Origin of the sequence: Corynebacterium halotolerans YIM 70093 = DSM 44683 (assembly GCF_000341345.1) — a bacterium.
GTDB lineage: Bacteria > Actinomycetota > Actinomycetes > Mycobacteriales > Mycobacteriaceae > Corynebacterium > Corynebacterium halotolerans.
Genome location: NC_020302.1, coordinates 3118169 through 3135752, shown reverse-complemented (window position 1 = coordinate 3135752; position 17584 = coordinate 3118169). Strand labels below are relative to the sequence as shown.

The 17584-nt window shown below is 69.3% G+C and carries 15 protein-coding genes; 9 read left to right on the top strand and 6 right to left on the bottom strand.

All coding sequences use genetic code 11. The features are described from left to right. Positions 1–917: 917 nt before the first annotated feature. From rpmH to A605_RS14250, 9 genes are all read left to right on the top strand, one after another. Entirely contained in the window at positions 918–1061 is a 144-nt protein-coding gene (rpmH, locus tag A605_RS15160) for a 50S ribosomal protein L34 (protein ID WP_015402223.1), read from the top strand. An 11-nt stretch (positions 1062–1072) separates the two neighbouring features. After that, positions 1073–1456 carry a ribonuclease P protein component gene (gene rnpA / locus A605_RS14280; RefSeq protein WP_015402222.1) on the top strand — a complete coding sequence of 128 codons (384 nt, stop codon included), beginning with the start codon at positions 1073–1075 and terminating at the stop codon, positions 1454–1456. Between the two features lie 55 nt (positions 1457–1511). Next, positions 1512–1766: a membrane protein insertion efficiency factor YidD gene (yidD, locus tag A605_RS15155; RefSeq protein WP_149029544.1), complete on the top strand. Its 255-nt coding sequence runs from the start codon at positions 1512–1514 to the stop codon at positions 1764–1766. Between the two features lie 67 nt (positions 1767–1833). Continuing rightward, positions 1834–2805, top strand: coding sequence for a membrane protein insertase YidC (gene yidC / locus A605_RS14275; RefSeq protein WP_015402220.1), 972 nt, complete (start codon positions 1834–1836; stop codon positions 2803–2805). Positions 2806–2959: 154 nt separating this feature from the next. Beyond that, entirely contained in the window at positions 2960–3619 is a 660-nt protein-coding gene (rsmG, locus tag A605_RS14270) for a 16S rRNA (guanine(527)-N(7))-methyltransferase RsmG (protein WP_015402219.1), read from the top strand. Between the two features lie 147 nt (positions 3620–3766). Continuing rightward, positions 3767–4831, top strand: coding sequence for a ParA family protein (locus A605_RS14265; protein ID WP_015402218.1), 1065 nt, complete (start codon positions 3767–3769; stop codon positions 4829–4831). Positions 4832–4882: 51 nt separating this feature from the next. Then, positions 4883–6145, top strand: a complete 1263-nt coding sequence (locus tag A605_RS14260; RefSeq protein ID WP_015402217.1) for a ParB/RepB/Spo0J family partition protein — start codon at positions 4883–4885, stop codon at positions 6143–6145. A 13-nt stretch (positions 6146–6158) separates the two neighbouring features. Further along, the gene (locus A605_RS14255) at positions 6159–6836 is read left to right on the top strand and encodes a hypothetical protein (RefSeq protein WP_015402216.1); all 678 of its coding nucleotides are present in this window, start codon (positions 6159–6161) and stop codon (positions 6834–6836) included. 194 nt (positions 6837–7030) lie between these two features. Continuing rightward, positions 7031–7240 (top strand): hypothetical protein, encoded by a 210-nt coding sequence (locus tag A605_RS14250; RefSeq protein WP_244428993.1) that lies wholly within the window; start codon positions 7031–7033, stop codon positions 7238–7240. A gap of 261 nt (positions 7241–7501) precedes the next feature. On the opposite strand, the gene A605_RS14245 is transcribed toward A605_RS14250, so the two are convergent. The 6 genes from A605_RS14245 to A605_RS14220 all read right to left on the bottom strand — a co-directional run bounded on the left by A605_RS14245 (position 7502) and on the right by A605_RS14220 (position 17532). Continuing rightward, complete coding sequence (locus A605_RS14245) at positions 7502–8683, bottom strand: N-acetylmuramoyl-L-alanine amidase (protein ID WP_015402214.1); 1182 nt, start codon at positions 8681–8683, stop codon at positions 7502–7504. A gap of 91 nt (positions 8684–8774) precedes the next feature. Then, on the bottom strand, positions 8775–9098 hold the full coding sequence (gene trxA, locus A605_RS14240) for a thioredoxin (protein ID WP_015402213.1): 324 nt from the start codon (positions 9096–9098) through the stop codon (positions 8775–8777). Between the two features lie 53 nt (positions 9099–9151). Continuing rightward, positions 9152–10096, bottom strand: a complete 945-nt coding sequence (trxB, locus tag A605_RS14235; RefSeq protein WP_015402212.1) for a thioredoxin-disulfide reductase — start codon at positions 10094–10096, stop codon at positions 9152–9154. Positions 10097–10286: 190 nt separating this feature from the next. Beyond that, positions 10287–10859 (bottom strand): sigma-70 family RNA polymerase sigma factor, encoded by a 573-nt coding sequence (locus A605_RS14230; protein WP_015402211.1) that lies wholly within the window; start codon positions 10857–10859, stop codon positions 10287–10289. Positions 10860–11013: 154 nt separating this feature from the next. Continuing rightward, the gene (locus A605_RS14225) at positions 11014–14634 is read right to left on the bottom strand and encodes a murein biosynthesis integral membrane protein MurJ (protein ID WP_015402210.1); all 3621 of its coding nucleotides are present in this window, start codon (positions 14632–14634) and stop codon (positions 11014–11016) included. Between the two features lie 96 nt (positions 14635–14730). After that, the gene (locus A605_RS14220; RefSeq protein WP_149029453.1) at positions 14731–17532 is read right to left on the bottom strand and encodes a hypothetical protein; all 2802 of its coding nucleotides are present in this window, start codon (positions 17530–17532) and stop codon (positions 14731–14733) included. Positions 17533–17584 lie beyond the last annotated feature (52 nt).

The following is a 17584-nucleotide window of genomic DNA, read 5'->3' as shown; positions in this document are numbered from 1 at the left end:
TCTTACCTCGTTCTTGTTGTCGTCAGGGTCTCACTGGGCGCCGGATTCCCCCAGTCCCCCGGAGTCACCACTGCCCTGCTGCCGGCACGGCAGGTCCGCTTTTTCGACGAGGTTGTGCACCGTGCCATTAACTGTCATTCACAGCCGATGTGTTCTGAAATATCGGCCGTAACCTCGTCTTCCACAATTTTGTCCACAGTTGTGGATAACTCGGACGGAGTTAGTTGTCCACAGCTTAGCGGAACTGCTGTGGAAAACTTTAACCGTCATATCCAGTTCTCTGACCTGGGAAAACAAAGAGGCGGAACGAAATCTGTAATCTCGGACCGCCAGTTATCCACAGGATTGGGAATCCACACCTTGTGGGTTGTGGGTGATTAACCAATTGTTACCCCCTGGCTTCGGACGATGTCTAGACGGTGTCCGGATTGTTGTGATTCCGTGGGGTCGACTTCCCCGCCGCCCAGCTGCCGGGCCCTGTCCTCCTCCGCAGCGCGCGCGGGAAATTCCACTCGGAGCAGGAGGAAATCCCACGAATGTCATTTCGGGTGCCCCCGGAGAGCTAACGCCGAATCGGCGGCGTGTCAATTTGTTCGGGTCCGCCCACCTCGCGTAGTCTGGCATGGTCTGTCACATCATCGGACCATGCCGCGTGGTACAGCGCCTCGCGGCCGGCCGTCGATGTGTGTGAGAGCAGTGTCGGCGCCGAACACCGGGCCGCGGCCGACCCTCCCGGGTCATGGCCGCGCGTCTGCGCGGGTACTGCGTGCGGTAGCCGTGCTCCGGCATGGAGTCCGGCCGCTTCATCTCAATATCGTCATTTCACCCGGGTGACCCACTCCCGGAGGGAACCGGCCGATCAACTCACTGGTCGGCGGAACCCGCACGGTCACCGAACAACACAGAGGAGTTTTACCGTGGCAAAGGGCAAGCGGACGTTCCAGCCGAATAACCGTCGTCGCGCACGCGTGCACGGCTTCCGTACCCGTATGCGTACCCGCGCCGGCCGTGCGATTGTGTCGGCCCGTCGTCGTAAGGGTCGCGCCAAGCTGACCGCGTAAGGTCACCGGCGTTGCTTCCGAAGTCGCACAAGTTCACCTCACCGTCCGAGTTCACCCGGACGATCAAGCGTGGACGCCGCGCCGGAAGCCGGACAGTGGTCGTACACCTGTGGGACCACGCGACTGAGGCCGACAACGAGGACCCCGCCACCTGTGGCGGCCCCCGTTTCGGCCTCATCGTGTCGAAGGCCGTCGGGAACGCGGTGATCCGTCACCGCGCCTCCCGGCGGCTTCGTCATGTCTGCGCCGGGCTCGTCGATGAACTGCCGGCCACCATGAACGTCGTCATCCGCGCGCTGCCGCGCGCGGGTGACGCGACCTCGGAGCAGCTGGGGCACGACATCCGGCGCGCGCTCGCCAAACTGGGGGTGGGTGACCGTGAGCGGCGTTCATGACGCCGGCGGTGACCGGAACCCCGGGGGCGGGCGTCGGCCCGACCGCTACTACACACTGACCGGCGATGAGATTCCCGGCGCACGTGGTCCCGCCTCGCGCGGGCTGGTTGCGGCGGTCAGTTTCTACCAAAAGTACGTCTCGCCCCTTAAAATGGGGTCCACCTGCCGTTTTGAACCCACGTGCAGCGCCTACGCCCTGGAGGCCGTCTCCCGGCATGGGGCCGTCAAGGGCGTCGTGATGGCGTTGGCCCGGCTGAGCAAGTGCGGTCCATGGCATCCGGGTGGCTACGACCCTGTCCCGGTACCCTGACGTGAGCCTGAGAAGCGACGTCGGCGAGACCCGACCACCATCTGACACCGAGGAGTCCTGACACACAGTGCTCAACTTCATCTATTGGCCGATTTCGGCCGTCCTGTGGTTCTGGCACAAGGTATTCAGCTTTGTGCTCAACCCGGATTCCGGCATCACCTGGGTGCTGGCCATCATCTTCCTGACCTTCACCATCAAGGCTCTCCTGGTCAGGCCGACCATCAACCAGCTGCGCTCCGGCCGCAAGATGCAGGAGATGCAGCCGAAGATGCAGGAGATCCGTCAGAAGTACAAGAATGACCAGCAGAAGCTGATGGAGGAGACGCGCAAGCTCCAGAAGGAGATGGGCGTCAACCCGATCGCCGGCTGCCTCCCGATGCTGGTACAGATCCCGGTGTTCATCGGCCTGTTCCACGTGCTGCGCTCCTTCAACCGCACCGGCGAGGGCATGGGCCAGCTGGGCCTGTCCATCGAGGAGAACTACAACACCCCGAACTACATCTTCGGCGTCGAGGAGGTCCAGTCCTTCCTGGACGCGACGCTGTTCGGCGTTCCGTTGTCGGCCTACCTCTCCATGCCGGAGAGCATGTACGCCGCGTTCCCGAACGTCGATTTCGGCCGGATGGACATCGCCTTCGTCGCGGTCCCGCTGGTCCTGATCATCGCCGTGGCCACCCACTTCAACGCGCGCATGTCGATCGAGCGTCAGCAGGCGCGCATCGCCTCCGGCAAGCAGGCCAAGCCCACCGGTGACAACGCCGAGATGATGCAGAACCAGATGCAGATGATGAACAAGATGATGATGTGGGTCATGCCGGCCACCATCCTGTTCACCGGCTTCCTCTGGCACATCGGTCTGCTGTTCTACATGGTCTCCAACAATATCTGGACCTTCTTCCAGAACCGCTGGGCGTTCGCCAAGATGGACGCCGAGGAAGCGGCCGAGGAGGAGGCCCGCAAGGTCCTCAAGCGCACCACCGCCCCGGCCCCGGGCGCCCGCCCGACCCAGCCGAAGAAGAAAAAGAAGAAGAACCGGTAGGACCTCGGTCCCGCACCAACAACCGGTCAGCACCGTGCCTACCCCGACATCCGGGGTGGGCACGGTGCTTTTTGCGGTGGGCCGGTTGTCCGCTCCGGGGGTGCGGCGACTACTCTCAGTCTCAGCCGGATTGTCACCGTAGGAGGACCCCACCGTGTCAGAGAACCCGGAGAACCCGGAGCCCGCACCCGCCCCCGCGCCCGCCGCCGACATCTTCGGCGACCGCCTGCCTCTGGCAGAGGCCTACCACCGCTCGCTGGCCACCGACGGCTCCACCCGGGGTTTCATCGGGCCGCGGGAGGTGCCCCGCCTGTGGGAGCGCCACATCCTCAACTGCGCGGTCATCGGCGAGGCCATGGATTACGGCGTCGCCGTCGCCGACATCGGATCGGGGGCCGGCCTGCCCGGTATCCCGCTGGCGATCGCCCGCCCCGATCTGCGCATCACGCTCATCGAGCCGCTGCTCAAGCGTTCGGTCTACCTGAACGAGGTCGTCGACGCCCTGCAGCTGACCAACGTCACCGTCATCCGCGGCCGGGCCGAGGAGAAGTCCGTGCGGCAGGCGGTGGGGCGCGTCGATGTCGTCACCTCCCGCGCCGTCGCCCCGCTGGGCAAGCTGACCGGGTGGTCGCTGCCGCTGGCCCGGGTCGGTGGCTCGATGATCGCGATGAAGGGCTCCTCCGTGAGCGAGGAACTCGAACGCGACGCCGCGGAGATCACCCGGGCGGGCGGCGGCGAGGCGGAGATCCTCACCGTCGGGGGCGGGCGGTTGTCCGAGGCGACCACGCTGATCCGCATCCCGCGGGTGAAGTGACCGACCGACCGAACATGACAGCCGTTCCGGCGAGACCGGAGACCCCTGACCGCCTGTGGAATGCGTCGGGGGCAGTGATTAAGGTGGAGGGAGTGCCGTTATTCGGCGCCGCCACGTCGATATGCAGGAAGAGGGCAGGGCACATCCATGGATGACCAGCAGTGGGACGAGACCCCGATCGCCGCAGCCGCACGCCGCGCGGCGCAGGTGATGACACCGAATTCCCTGCGCCTGCCGAAGCCGGACGCCCCGCGTCTGATCACCATCGCCAACCAGAAGGGCGGCGTCGGCAAGACCACCTCCTCGGTGAACCTGGCGGCCTCCCTGGCCCTCCACGGGCTCAAGGTCCTCGTCATCGACCTGGATCCGCAGGGCAACTCCTCCACCGCCCTCGGCGTGGAGCACCGCGCGGGCACGCCGTCGAGCTACGAGCTGCTCATCGGGGAGGCCTCCGCCGAGGAGGCCGTGCAGCAGACCCCCTCGAACGAGAACCTCTACTGCATCCCCGCCACCATCGACCTGGCGGGCGCGGAGATCGAGCTGGTCAGCCTCGTGCGCCGCGAGTACCGGCTGCACGACGCGCTGCACACCGGCTACCTCTCCGAGCAGGGCTTCGACTACATCCTCGTCGACTGTCCCCCGTCGCTGGGCCTGTTGACCATCAACGCGATGACCGCGGTGGAGGAGGTCCTCATCCCCATCCAGTGCGAGTACTACGCGCTCGAGGGCGTGGGCCAGCTGCTGAACAACATCTCCATGATCCGGCAGCACCTCAACACCAACCTCCACATCTCGGCGATCCTGCTGACCATGTACGACGCCCGCACGAAGCTCTCGGAGCAGGTGGCCAATGAAGTCCGTGACCACTTCGGTGACGTGGTGCTGCTCAACGTCATCCCGCGTTCCGTCAAGGTCTCCGAGGCGCCCGGCTACGGGCAGACCGTCCTCGAGTACGACCCGGGTTCCCGCGGCGCACTGGCCTACCTCGACGCGGCCCGGGAGTTCGCCAACCGCGGCGACTACCTGCCCGTCGGGTCCACGGGCCCCATCGGCGTCAGCCCGGAGACCGCGAAGCGGCTGACGGAGGAGCCCGCCGCGGACGCCGGTGAGGGCGCTGACGCATCCTCCGGGCCCGAGTCCACGTCCGCGCCCGACGACACCACCGGCGAGGCGGACAACGCCAGAGCCGACTCCGGTGGCAGCGAGCGTTAAGATATGGACTACTAGTAACGGACCCGCGGTCCGGGAAAGGCAACCGACGTCATGTCACAGGAAACTCGCAAGGGTGGACTCGGTCGTGGGCTCGCCGCCCTGATCCCCTCGGGCCCGAGTAACACTCCGCGCCTCGGCGACACCCCGGGTCTCGGGGCGCTCGCACGCGCCAAGGAATCAGCGGCGGCGGAGAACGCGGAGAAGGAGAAGACCACGCAGGCTCAGAAGCAGGCCGAGGAAACCCCCCGCGCCACCCAGTCCCCCCAGACCGAGGCACCGCAGCGCCCCAGGGATGTCCCGCGCACCGTGGATCCCGAGCGCTACCGGACCTCCCCGCGACTCGGGGACTCCGCCGCCGACGTGATCCTCGGGGGTGCCGTGGGCGCCCGCGACCGTCGTGACGAGACGCCGCAGGGGGTTCCGGAGGTCCCGGAGGCCACCGGAGCCGCAGAAGCCACCGGGGCCGCGCCGGAGACACCGGATGACGCGACGTCGGAAAGCAACGACTTCGGTGCCATCTACCAGGAGATCCCGATCGCGGAGATCTCCCCGAACCCGCATCAGCCCCGCCAGGTCTTCGACGAGGAGGCGCTGGCCGAGCTGGTCCACTCCATCCGCGAGTTCGGCCTCATGCAGCCGATCGTCGTGCGCCGCGCCCCCAAGGGCCCCGGCTACGAGCTCATCATGGGCGAGCGGCGCTGGCGCGCGGCCGGCAAGGCCGGGTTGCCGACGATCCCGGCGATCGTGCGGGAGACCGACGACGGCGAGATGCTGCGCGACGCGCTGCTGGAGAACATCCACCGTGTCCAGCTCAACCCGCTGGAAGAGGCGGCCGCCTACCAGCAGCTGCTCGAGGAGTTCGGCGTCACGCAGGCCGAGCTGGCGGACCGTCTCGGTCGCTCCCGTCCAGTGATCACCAACATGATCCGCCTGCTGGCCCTGCCGATGCCGGTCCAGCGCCGCGTCGCCGCCGGGGTGCTCTCCGCCGGCCACGCCCGCGCCCTGCTGGGCCTCAAACTCGGTGAGCAGGCCCAGGACGAGCTGGCTGACCGCATCATCGCCGAGGGCTTGTCCGTACGCGCCACCGAGGAGGCCGTCACCCTGCTCAACCGCAGCGAAGGGGTGCCGGAGCGTCCGAAGCGCGAGCCCGTCCCGCAGCCGGAGTTCCTGACGCACGCCGCGGACCGCCTGTCCGACGTGTGGGAGACCAAGGTCACGGTGTCCATGGGCAAGCGCAAGGGCAAGATGGTCGTGGAGTTCGGCGACCGCGACGACTTCGAGCGCATCATGTCGCTCATTGAGGGCCAGGATTAGGCGGTGACCCGACATGTTCGCCTCCCTCTCCCCGATCACCCAGGAGACGTTGGGGAACATTCACCCCCGAGCCAGGCGATCCGTCTTCTGGGAACTCGATCCCGAGACCGCCGCGAAGGTGACCGATAAGGGGGACCCGGCCTTCGAGAAGGAGGCGTGGCTGACGACCACCCTGCTCAACTACGGGTGCTGCGGTTTCTCCATCGGCGGCAGCACACGTGTCGACGGCACGCATCGCCGCGCCGTCGCCACCGTCCTCTACTGCGGGCGGGACGACGCCCCCGGAACCGTGAACATGCCGACCGCCCCGGTTTCCGACGACGCCGAGGTGCTCACCTCCCTGTTCATCGATCCGGGGTTCACCGGCCTCGGATTGGAGGCGGTGCTCGTCGACGCCTCGATCATGGAGCTGGTGCAGAAGGACGCCTCCGCCGTGGAGGCCTTCGGCCGGCGGGAGGACTTCCCGGCGAATGCGGAGGACGAGGAGGCGCTCGGCCCGGAGATCCGTTCGATACTCGACCGGGCGGAGGACATCGGTCTGTTGAGCGTGGCCACCCTGGAGTCGGCCGGCTTCCAGGTCGTCGCCGATCACCCCGTGCTGCCCCGCCTGCGTCTGGAGCTGCCTCCGCAGCAGCACCTGCTGTCCGCGGAGGCCGTCGAGCTGCTCCTGGCCGAGACCTCCGCGTGCTGAGGGCGGCCGGGCAGATCAGTGGCATGCTCTCGGCAGGAATCATGGGTTGAGGACGTGTGTTCGGCAGCGCGGATGATGTGATGGCACCGGGGCATCCGAAAGCTGTGCTTCCGGGGAGACCGAACCAGCCGACACAACAACCGGAAGCCGGGGTCGCCATGGCATTGCGCAGGGGGGTGTGGATCTCTGTCTGGGTGTCCCTGACAGTGGGGGCGATCCTGGCCATCGGCGGGTTGAACGGTTTCTATGTCACGATGCGGTGGCTGCAGGCGGAGGACGCGGAGGTGACCGGCCTGCTCCACCGCATCGAGACGGCGTGGGGATACATGTGGCCGGCGATCTGGTTCCTGGGCTACGGCGCGACCGTGGGACTCGGGATGAAGGTGCTGCCGAAGATGGCCTGACGGTGCCTATGGGGGAGGAAAACGTCACCCTGGTGCGTCGGAGAAAATCCTGCCCTGAAATCACCGGGCCGCGACTGCCACCGGATCATCATCATGCCGCTTTCAGCTGGCCGTCGGTCCTGGGCACCATGCTGTTTCCCGCGGGAGCTCCGTGCGGCCGCGTGGAGGGCCGACACCGGAAGGCGCCCCGGGAACGGCGAAGACGCCGTCCCCGGGATGTCAGCACACCCCGGGGACGGCGCCTTCGCCCACTTCCCTGCCCTACTGCAGTTCCGCGCGCAGCAGCTCGGAGAAGTTGTAGGTGCCGGTCGGCTGGTCGTCCTGGTCGAGCAGGTAGAGACGCTTGACGGCCACGACGATGGCCTCGGCGATGTTGTCGCGCATGACCGGGTCGGTCAGGATGGCCACGTCGCCGGGGTTGGTGAGGTAGCCGGCGACGACCTCGACGGTCGGCATCCTGGTCAGCCGCAGCAGCTCCCAGGTGCGGCCGTGGTTACCGCAGTTGATCAGGTCGGTGCGGGCGGCGATCTCGCGCTGGATGAACCCGGACAGGGTCTCCCCGATCAGCGAGCTGGCGCCGATCTCGGAGCCGAAGTAGAACGTGGCCACCCCTGAGGCCTTCTCGTTCTGGTACGAGTCGCACTGCAGGCAGATCATCAGATCGGCGCCGAAGGCATTGGCGATGTCGGCGCGGTCCTTCGCCTCCGGGTCATCCATCCGCGGCCGCGAGATGATGGTCTCCATCCCGGCGGCGATCATCCGTCCCTCGACCCGGGTGGCGAGATCCCAGAGGAGCTCCTCCTCGGTGATCTGGCCGTAGCGGCCCGTGACCACCTGCCCCTTGTTCGCCCCGCCCAGGGCGGGATCGATGACCACCCGCTTGCCCGCCAGCCGGGGGCCCGCGGCCCGGACGTACTCGAGCTCGCGGATCGCCTGCGGCGAGCCGCCGGTGATGCGGCGTCCGAGCAGGGTCAGGGCCCGCAGGGTCTCGGGTCCGCAGATGCCGTCGTTCTGGATGCCCGAGTTGAGCTGGAAGGACGCCAGGGCCTGGTGGGTGTACTCACCGAAGTGCCCGTCACGGCGGTGCGCGTAGAAGCCGAGCTCCTGGAGCTGATCCTGCAGCTGGGCGACGTCGTCGCCGACCAGCACGTTGTTCGGCTGGTAGGACAGGACGCGGGCGCCGAGGGTGTAGGAGGCGTGGCGTAATTCGCGGAGGGTCAGTTCGTCGATCTCACCGGTGGGGATGATGCCGCGGGACTGCTGGAAGGCCTTGAGGTACTCAGCCAGGTCCTCGTCGAAGAACTTGTCTTCCTCGCTGTACTTCTGGGACTTCCAGTCCACGACCTCTCCCTCGTATCCCGACAGGAGGCCCAGGCGCGCCAGGGTTGAGCGCGTCTCGGCCACCCGTGGGCTGCGGTCACCGACACGGACTACCTGCGTCACTGCGCTCCTTCCCTCACTTGAACTGCGGAAAATTATGGGCCTGGCCGGCGGGTTCGGTCGGCCGGGCCCAGGTTCGGAATCAGATTACCAGCTACAGCTGGGCATTCAGCTTCGCCACGATCTCGGACTTGGGGCGGACGCCGACGAACTCGTCGACCTTCTCGCCGTCCTTGAAGATCAGCACGGACGGGATGGACATGATCTGGAACATGGCCCCCAGGGTGCGCTCGGAGTCGACGTCGACTTTGGCGACGGTGACCTGGTCACCCATCTCCTCGGCGATCTCCTCGATCATGGGGCTGAGCTTCTTGCAGGGGCCGCACCATTCGGCCCAGAAGTCGACGATGACGGGTTTGTCGGACTCGATGACGGTGGACTTGAAGGTGTCCTGGGTGACGTCGATGACGTTGGTCATGGGGTGTGCTCCTTTACGTGCGGGCTGGTTCGGAGGGCGTGTGGTCTGCCGACCTACGCCGCGCTGACGGCGGCGAGGTAGTGCTCGGCGTCGATGGCGGCGCGGCAGCCGGAGCCGGCGGCGGTGATGGCCTGCTGGTAGTGGTCGTCCACGAGGTCACCGCAGGCGAAGACGCCGGCGATGTTGGTGCGGGTGGAGGGTTCCTCGACGTCGACGTAGCCGCCCTCCTTGAGGTCGATCTGGCCGTCGAGGAACTCGGAGCGCGGATCGTGGCCGATGGCGACGAACATGGCGGCGACGTCCAGGTCGGAGAGCTCGCCGGTGATGGTGTCGCGCAGCTTGATGCCGCCGACCTTGCCGTCGGACTCGATGACGTGGTCGACGACCTTGTTGGTGGTGAACTCGATCTTGTCGTTCGCGCGGGCGCGCTCGAGCATGATGGCGGAGGCGCGGAAGGCCTCACGGCGGTGGACGATGGTGACCTTGTCGGCGAACTTGGTCAGGAAGATGGCCTCCTCCATGGCGGAGTCGCCGCCACCGACGACGGCGATCTCGCGGCCCTTGAAGAAGAAGCCGTCGCAGGTGGCGCAGGTGGACACACCGCGGCCCATCAGCTTCTCCTCGCCCTCCACGCCCAGCAGGCGGGCCTGCGCGCCGGTGGCCAGGATGACGGTGCGGGCCTGGTGCAGCTCGTCGCCGACCCAGATCTTCTTGACGTGGCCGTTCAGCTCAACGCGGTCCACGAGTTCCATGCGCAGATCGGCGCCGAAACGCTCGGCCTGGGAGCGCATGTCCTCCATCAGCTCCGGACCCATGATGCCCTTGCGGAAACCGGGGTAGTTCTCGATCTCCGTGGTGTTCATCAGGGCGCCGCCGTACTCGTAGCCCTCGAAGACGATGGGCTTGAGCTCGGCGCGGGCGGCGTAGAGGGCGGCGGTGTAACCGGCGGGGCCGGAACCGATGATGGCGACCTCGTGGATCGTGTCGTTCGCGGTCATTCAGCTTCTCCTGGTTGGACGGTACTGGGGGACGATGAACCGTCCCACCAGCTTTTATTCACTATTCCTAGCGGTCACCGTAATTGTAATAGGTGCTCACGCGGCCGGGAGTGGACAGGCCGCGGGGCGGGCGGTGCTCATAGATGTCCAACGCTTTACAGGCCGAAAAAGTTCCCTCCCGCTCCTGCCGTCAGGCGGGCTCGACGCGCAGGTCCTCCCGGAGGAACTCCCGGGCGCGGGCCCGGCGGGACTTGATGGTGCCCGGCCGCACGCCCTCCCGGCGGGCCACATGGGAGACGGAGTAGCCGGCCACGTCGATGAGCAGCAGGGCGGCGCGCTGGTCGGGGCGCAGTTTGGCCATCGCCTGCCGCAGCAGCATGGTCTGGTCGAGGTGGCGGGTCGGATCGTAGGACAGCCGGATGTTGAACTCGTGCGGGACGACGTCGTCGTCGAGCGTGGTCTGCTCCCGGTGACTGCGGTGGTGGGCGAAGTCCCAGCCGGAGTTCATCACCAGGCGGTGCAGCCAGGTGCTCAGCGTGGATTCGGCGCGGTAGGTGTGCAGTTTGCGGCTGGCCTTCAACAGCGCCTCCTGCAGGATGTCATGGGCGTCGTCCTCGTTCCTGGCGTACCGGCGGGCCACCCACAGCAGGCGCGCGCGGTGGCGTTCGACGATGACGGTGAAGGCCCGCATGTCGCCCGCCACATAGGCGGAGACGAGGGCGCGGTCGGAATCGGTCGTGGTCTCCTGGTGAGACAGAGTCATTATTTCCCCCCGAAAATAGTTCTTCCGCCCTCATTCCACCCCACGGCGTGGGACGCTTCCCGGCGAGGCCGCCCACTGTATTGGGCGGTCCCTGCCCTGCCCCAGCTCCGCGTGCCGACGCCCGCCCCTCGCGGGCGTCGGCACGAGGCGTGTTCTACTGCCCCGACTCGAAGGAGGGCACCGGGGCGGCGTCCTCGGCGTCGAGGCCGATGGGCGTGATCTCCGCGACGGTCACGCTCTGCCCGTTCTCGGGCAGCTCGGAGATCCACAGGAGCAGGCCGCCGGACAGGGGGGCGTCCACGAGCTCAATGCTGTTGCGCCCGGAGTGGAAGGTCCCCTGTGCCAGGCGCGGCAGCTCCGCGGGATCGGTGACGTCGGCCGGCGCGGTGCCGGCGGGCAGGGCGTGGACGGCGAAGCGCGCGCCCGCCGAGGGCGTCTGCACCAGCAGATGCTGCAACTGCACCTCCTCGGCGAGGGTCACCGCCAGGCCGACGCCGGGCTTGGCGCCCAGCCCGCCCGGGTAGGTGTCCGTGGACCAGGTGGTGCCGGTGTCGTCGTCGACGGTCAGCTCGGCGTCGCCGGGGTTGTCGGCGCCTGCGGTCTGGCCCGGCACCTGCCACACCTCGGCGTCGGCGACCTCCTGGATGACCGGCAGCGGGCGCGGGGCCGTCTCGGCCTGCGAACCCTGGATCGACTCGGTGTTGATGGGGGCCTGCCCGCTGTCTCCGCCGATGACACTGACCAGGTAGGTGGTCAGCGCCGCGACGAGGACCACCGTGCCGATGGCGGTCACGCCGATGACCGCGGTCATCCGCGGCGAGTAACTCTTGGACCCGAAGCCGGCCTGGGCGGTCGGCTGCGGCACGTCGTCCCGGGCCACCACGAGCGGCTCCACCGGCTCGGCCGCGGCGGCGCCGGGTGCGACCTCCGCACGGGTGGAGCCGGTGCGGGCGCCGGTGTCGTCGGTGTCGTCGGTCTGCGGGATCCGCTCCCCCAGCCCGCAGGCGCGCAGGTCGGTGGCCAGGTCGGTCAGGGCGCGGGTGCAGTCCACCGAAGTGGAGCCGGCGTCGGTGGCGTCCTTCTCCCCCGCGGCGTCGTGACGCGCGCGCTCGGCGATCTCGCCCAGCCACCCGGCGAACCCGGAGTCGACCGGGTCCGTGGCGGCCTCCGCGTCCCCGGTGTCCCCGGTGGCGCGCGTCAGCAGCGTCAGCGCGGAGCTGAGCGCGGTGAGATCCTTCTTCTCGCTGGCGTCGGGCAGGACCGCCGGGAAGGCCAGCACCGCGGTGCCGTCGGTGGAAATCCGGATGCGTGCCCGGTTGTCCAGGCCCAGCGGGGTGCGCGCGGAGTGGGCGTCGACGGCGGCGTCGGCCAGCGGGGCCAGCGCCAGGGCCACGGCCTGCGGATCCAGGGAAGTGTCGGCTTCGGCGACCGTCTTCAGGGAGGACCCGGGCACCCAGTCGGCCACGACGAGGCAGCCCGAGCGGTAGGCCAGGACCTCGATGTCGGGGGCGATCGCCGGGTGCTCCAGCGCGGCGAGCTTGCGCGTGCGGCGGGAAACTTCGGCGGCGGTCCCGGCCGCGGCGGCCGGGGAGGCCGGGGCCAGCGGGGCGTTGCCGGTGGTGTCCACGAACGTCAGCGCCACCTCGCGGCGGGTGGACATCTCGCGGGCCTGCCAGAACCGGGCGCCGGGCACGGAGCCGTGGTCGGCGAGCAGACGGAAGCGGCCGTCGGAGACCGGGGCGCCGGGCACCAGGCGGGGGCCCCGGACCACGCCGGCGGACATCGGCGGCGGGACCGGTGAGGAGTTGAAGGCGTCCATCGCCAGGAACTGGGTGGACACCTCCGTGAGATCCGGGTCCTCGACCTTGATCTCCCGTTCCGGGTCGGGGCGCACGAAGCGTGACATGCCCGGGATGCGGTTGAGGGCGCGGCCGAGGTTCTGGACCTCGGGCAGATCCGAGTAGGACAGCGCGACGCCGGTGGCGATCACGAAGATCACGCCGACGACCGCCAGGCGGATGAGGTAGCCGACGCTGCCGAGGGAGTCGAAGATCCCGCCGGCGACCAGGTCGAGGAGGAAGTTGGCGAACAGTGCCACCGCGATACCCAGCAGACCCGTGGCCATCGCCCAGAAGGTGGTGCGCAGGATGGTGCGCAGACCCAGCGGGCCCAGTTTGCGGCGCAGCAGGAACGCGCCGATGACCGCGCCGGCGACGAAACCGAAGCCGTTGGCCGCGCCCAGCAGGATGACCACCCGCGACGGGGAGGCGGCCACCAGCGGTGCGAGCAGGGACAGGACGATCTTCGTGGCGGTGATGCCGGCGATGATGAACGTCGGGGTCCACGCCTCCTCGCGGGCGTAGAACACGCGCAGGTGCAGCAGCACCAGGGCGTACGGGATGAGCGTGAACGCCGAGAAGCTCAGCGTCAGACCCAGCAGCGTGGCCGACTCGGAGTCGAAGGCGCCGTAGGCGAACAGGGCGTTGCCGATCTGCGGGCCGAAGGCGGTGAGGAAGATGATGACCGGGATCAGCCCGATGAAGGTCAGCTTCGTGCCCATCGTCAGATCACTGACCACCGCCTTGTCATCGCCCGCGGCGGCGTTGCGGGACAGGCGCGGCATGATCGCGGTCAGCAGGGTGACGCCGATGATGCCGTAGGGCACCTGCAGCAGCAGCCACGCCTGCTGGTAGATGAACGGGGCGGCCGCGTCCGCGAGTGAGGCGATGCGGGTGGTGACGATGTAACCCGCCTGCGAGATGGCGACGTAGACGACGATGGCCATGGCCATGCCGCCGAACTGCCTGAGCCGGGCGTCCACACCCCACAGCGGGCGCAGATCCACTCCTGCCTTCCTCAGTGGGTAGATCATGATGAGGGCCTGCACCACCACTCCCAGGGTGGTGCCCAGGCCCAGCAGCAGGACGTGCGGATCCGACACCCCCGACGGGGCGGCCGGGTTCAGCGAACCCGGAATGAACCAGTACAGCCCCAGGACGGCGATGCTGACGAGGTTGTTGGCCACCGGGGCCCACGCGCCGGGCCGGAAGATGCCCTTGGTGTTGAGCACCGCCATGAACAACGAGAAGATGCCGTAGAAGAAGATCTGCGGCAGCAGCAGGAAGGCGAACGACGTCGACTGGACGACGTTGACCTCGCCCTCCGAGCTCAGCGTCAGCCTCGTCAGGGCGGGGGCCGCGATGATCGAGATCACCGTGACGATGATCAGCAGGGTCGCCGCGAGGGTGAATAGTCGCCGAACAAAGGCGGCGCCGCCGTCGGCGTCCTCCTTCTCCGCGCGGACCAGCACGGGCACGACCAGGGAGGTCAGGACCGCGCCGAGGACGATCTCGGTGATGAGGTTGGGCAGGGTGTTGGCGGTGTTGAACGCCGACGCCACCGCCGAACCCAGCGTCACGCCGATGAGAGCGTTGCGCAGGAAGCCGGTGATGCGGGAGACCAGCGTGGCCACCGCCATCGAACCGGTCGAGCGCACCACGTCCGAGTCGGAGGCGACCTTCTTCGCAGCCGTAGCCGTCTCCGTCGCCGTCTCCGGGTCGCCGGGGGCGGGCACGGCGGTCGGGACCGTCGTCAGGCTGGAACGGTCGGGGCCCGGGGCGGCGCGCTGCGCCGGGGCGGCCGCGCGCGGCTCGGGCACCGGCGCCGGCGGGGACGACGTGACGATGCGGGAACGCTGCCCCGCCGCCCGGTTGCGGGGCGGGGAGCTGAGGGTGGGGGTGTCGGCACCCTGGGATGCCGGATCGGAGGAACTCACTTCGGAACCAATCTGGGGCCGGGATGGAGGATGAACGGATCTTAGGTCGACCACGGGGCGGCGCGGTATGGCGTGGCACACCGCGGTCGGCCACGGTCAGGGGTCCGGGGTGCCGCCCGGGGGCTTCGGGGACCCGGTCGCGTCACCGGCGCGGCCACCACCCCGGCGGGGGGTCCGCCGGGCGGGGCGTCCACGTCGCGCCCGGGCGGCCGTCGAGCCGCCCGGGGACTGAGTCTGGGGGCGGTCCCGGGGGCGGTCCTGTCCCCCGGGGTGCTCCGCATCCCTGCGCCGCCGGTTCCGGCCGACGCGGAAGAGCAGTGCGAGGGCGAGGAAGACGACCACCAGCAGGCCGATGCCGTAGGCGCCGACGGTACCGGCGCGGGTCTGCACGCTGATGTCCACCGGGGAGGAGATCGTGGAGCCGTCCGGGGTGGCCAGCCACAGGGTCAGGTCGGTGCGCTCATTGCCGGGCGGCAGATCGGCCGTCATCTGGACGGTGATGGAACCGCGCGCCGGGATACGCACGAGACCGGGCAGGTTGAGACGGGCGCCCTCGGGACCGGAATAGGCCAGCTGCGCGTCGACGGGCAGCGGGAGGCCGTTCTCGGCGACGATCAGCAGCGGCGAGGACTCGGAGGCGCGGGTGTAGACGTTGCCCGGCGGGATGAGCGAGACGGATTCGCGCAGATCCTGCAGGGCCCGTCGGTTGCCGTCGAGAATCCGGTTGGTCCGCTCGACGGCCTCGTTGTGCGTGGCCAGCGCGCGGCGGTCGGTCACCGTCAGCGAGGTGAGCAGGTCGCGGCGCAGCGGCAGGGTGAAGCCGTAGCGGGTCAACGCGATGATCGGTTCGTTGACGGTCATGCGGGTCAGGTCGTCGATGTAGCGGGCCTGCTGTCCGGCGCGCAGCACTTCGGCGTCGCTGACCTGTGCCGGATCGGGGTACGGGGTGCCGAAGCGGGTGACCCCCGGCTGGGCGGGGGCCGCGGGCTGCGCCGCCAGCTCAGCGGACTGTTCCGGGGTCGGGGTGACGTAGTCGCGCAGCGGCAGCGGCTGCGCGCGGTCGTCGGCGAGCAGCTGCGTGACGGTGTCCAGCAGGGTCTCGGCCGCCTGCGGGGCCAGCTGCGCCGGCGGCATGACCAGCAGCGGATCAGGGCTGTCGGCCTGCCCGCCGGGGATCGTCTGCTCCCCGGCGGCCAGACGCACCGCCGCCCCGGCGGTGACGGAGCGGGCGAAGTCGGAGTCCGCGCGGTAGTCGAAGCGCGACGCCGGGTTGGAGTAACCGACGGTCTGCGGCGCGGGGCCGGTCGTGGCGAGCGTGGCGGCCAGGGAGTCCTGGTAGGTCACGGCGGTGATGCCGGGCGACAGGGTGGCGAACCGGTCGACCTGCGGCGCCTGCCACACGGTGTTGGCGGCGACGAGGACGTGCACCGGGGTCGCCGGGGCCGGGCCCGTGGCCTCGAGGGCGGGCAGCTCGGTGCTGTCGAGGGTGGACCCGGAGTCCGTGTCCCGGTGGGCCTGTTGCGCGCGGGCGGCGGCAGCGGCCTCCCAGGCCTGCTGCATGCCGCCCTCCGCGACGGTCGAGGTGGACTGGTCCGCCCAGCCGAGTGCCGGGGCGGCGGTCTCGGTGATGTAGCCGTCGCCCGGGATGATGATGTTGGTCTCCGGGGTAGCCCCCAGTACGTCGGTCAAGGTGGTGGGGCCCCGCTCCACAGCCTCGCGGAAGAGCCACTGGTCGCCGGTCTCCGCCACGGCCCCCAGATCCGCGTTCGCCCACGGCAGGGCCACGGTGCACCCCTCCGCGGCGGTCTCCCGCAGCTCGGCGAGCCACTCGGTGGCGTCCTCGGCGCCGGTGCCGGGGACGCCGGGATCGGGTTCACTGTTGCTGGTCCAGCTGTCGCGCAGGCGCTGCCCCTGCCGCGACAGCGACGGTCGTTCCTCGCCGACGGTGTAGCCCCGGCTCATCCGGTCGACGGTGTCCACCAGCGCCGGATCGAGCGCCAGGCAGCTGCCCTGGGCCAGCTCCTCCCCGCCCGGGCCGGCGAGCGCCTCCTGGTAGGAGGCCAGCAGCTGCTCCAGGCGCCCGCCCGGGGCGAGCTGCTCGGCCAGCTGTTCGCTGCGCAGGAGGAGCGGCGGATTCTCGGGCGCCTCGCCCGTCTCCCCGGGCACGATGTCCACCGGCGCGGTGAGCGGGTACAGCAGGGTCAGGCCCGGAGCCTGCTCGGCGGGCGCAGCGTCGGGGGTCGTGGCGTCATCCACGACGGCGCCCCCGCCCGAGCTCTCGGCGTCCGCCACCGGCACGAGCACGCGCTCGGTGGTGAAGTTCTCCACCGGACCGGGATTGGTGGCCGCTCCGGAGTCCTCGCCGTCGGCGGTGCCGCGCACCCCCGACAGGGAGAACAGCACCGGGTACACCCCGCCGGCGGTGATGCCCAGGGTGTCCTCCTCCCCCGGCGCCGTCGGCACGGTCACGTTCAGCTCGCGGCTCTCGCCGGGCGCGATCGGGCCGTTCAGCTCCACCGCCCTGCCGTAGAACGGGTAGGAGGAACGGTCGAGGCTGAGCACGTGGCGGGCCTGCGCGACCGTCGGGGCGGGGTTGGAGCGCTGCGTGAGCACCGACAGGCCGCTGACCGGCTCATCCGAATCATTGTGCACCACCAGCCGCACCCGCAGATCCTGCCCCGGTGAGAGCTCGCGCCCCTCGATGTCCGGGGCCGCGACGAGCTCGAGACGCACGTCAGAGTCCGCCTCCCCGGGGCGCACCAGGGGGTTGACCCACTGTTCGGCGACGGTCGGGTCGCGCGGATCCAGCGGGGTCGGCGCGGCGTCGGCCGCGGGCGTGCCGGGCAGCCCGCCTCCCACCAGCACGGCCGAGGCGGCCACCGCGGTCAGGGTGGTCACGCGCGCGGGCACCCGCCGGGACCACGAGCGCGCCCGTCGGAGGACGGACGCG

Bases quoted from the DNA above. Each gene is read 5' to 3' on its own strand.
- A605_RS14265 (WP_015402218.1), top strand. From the start codon at position 3,767: ATGGATGACCAGCAGTGGGACGAGACCCCGATCGCCGCAGCCGCACGC.
- A605_RS14260 (WP_015402217.1), top strand. From the start codon at position 4,883: ATGTCACAGGAAACTCGCAAGGGTGGACTCGGTCGTGGGCTCGCCGCC.
- A605_RS14255 (WP_015402216.1), top strand. From the start codon at position 6,159: ATGTTCGCCTCCCTCTCCCCGATCACCCAGGAGACGTTGGGGAACATT.
- trxA (WP_015402213.1), bottom strand. From the start codon at position 9,098: ATGACCAACGTCATCGACGTCACCCAGGACACCTTCAAGTCCACCGTC.
- trxB (WP_015402212.1), bottom strand. From the start codon at position 10,096: ATGACCGCGAACGACACGATCCACGAGGTCGCCATCATCGGTTCCGGC.
- A605_RS14230 (WP_015402211.1), bottom strand. From the start codon at position 10,859: ATGACTCTGTCTCACCAGGAGACCACGACCGATTCCGACCGCGCCCTC.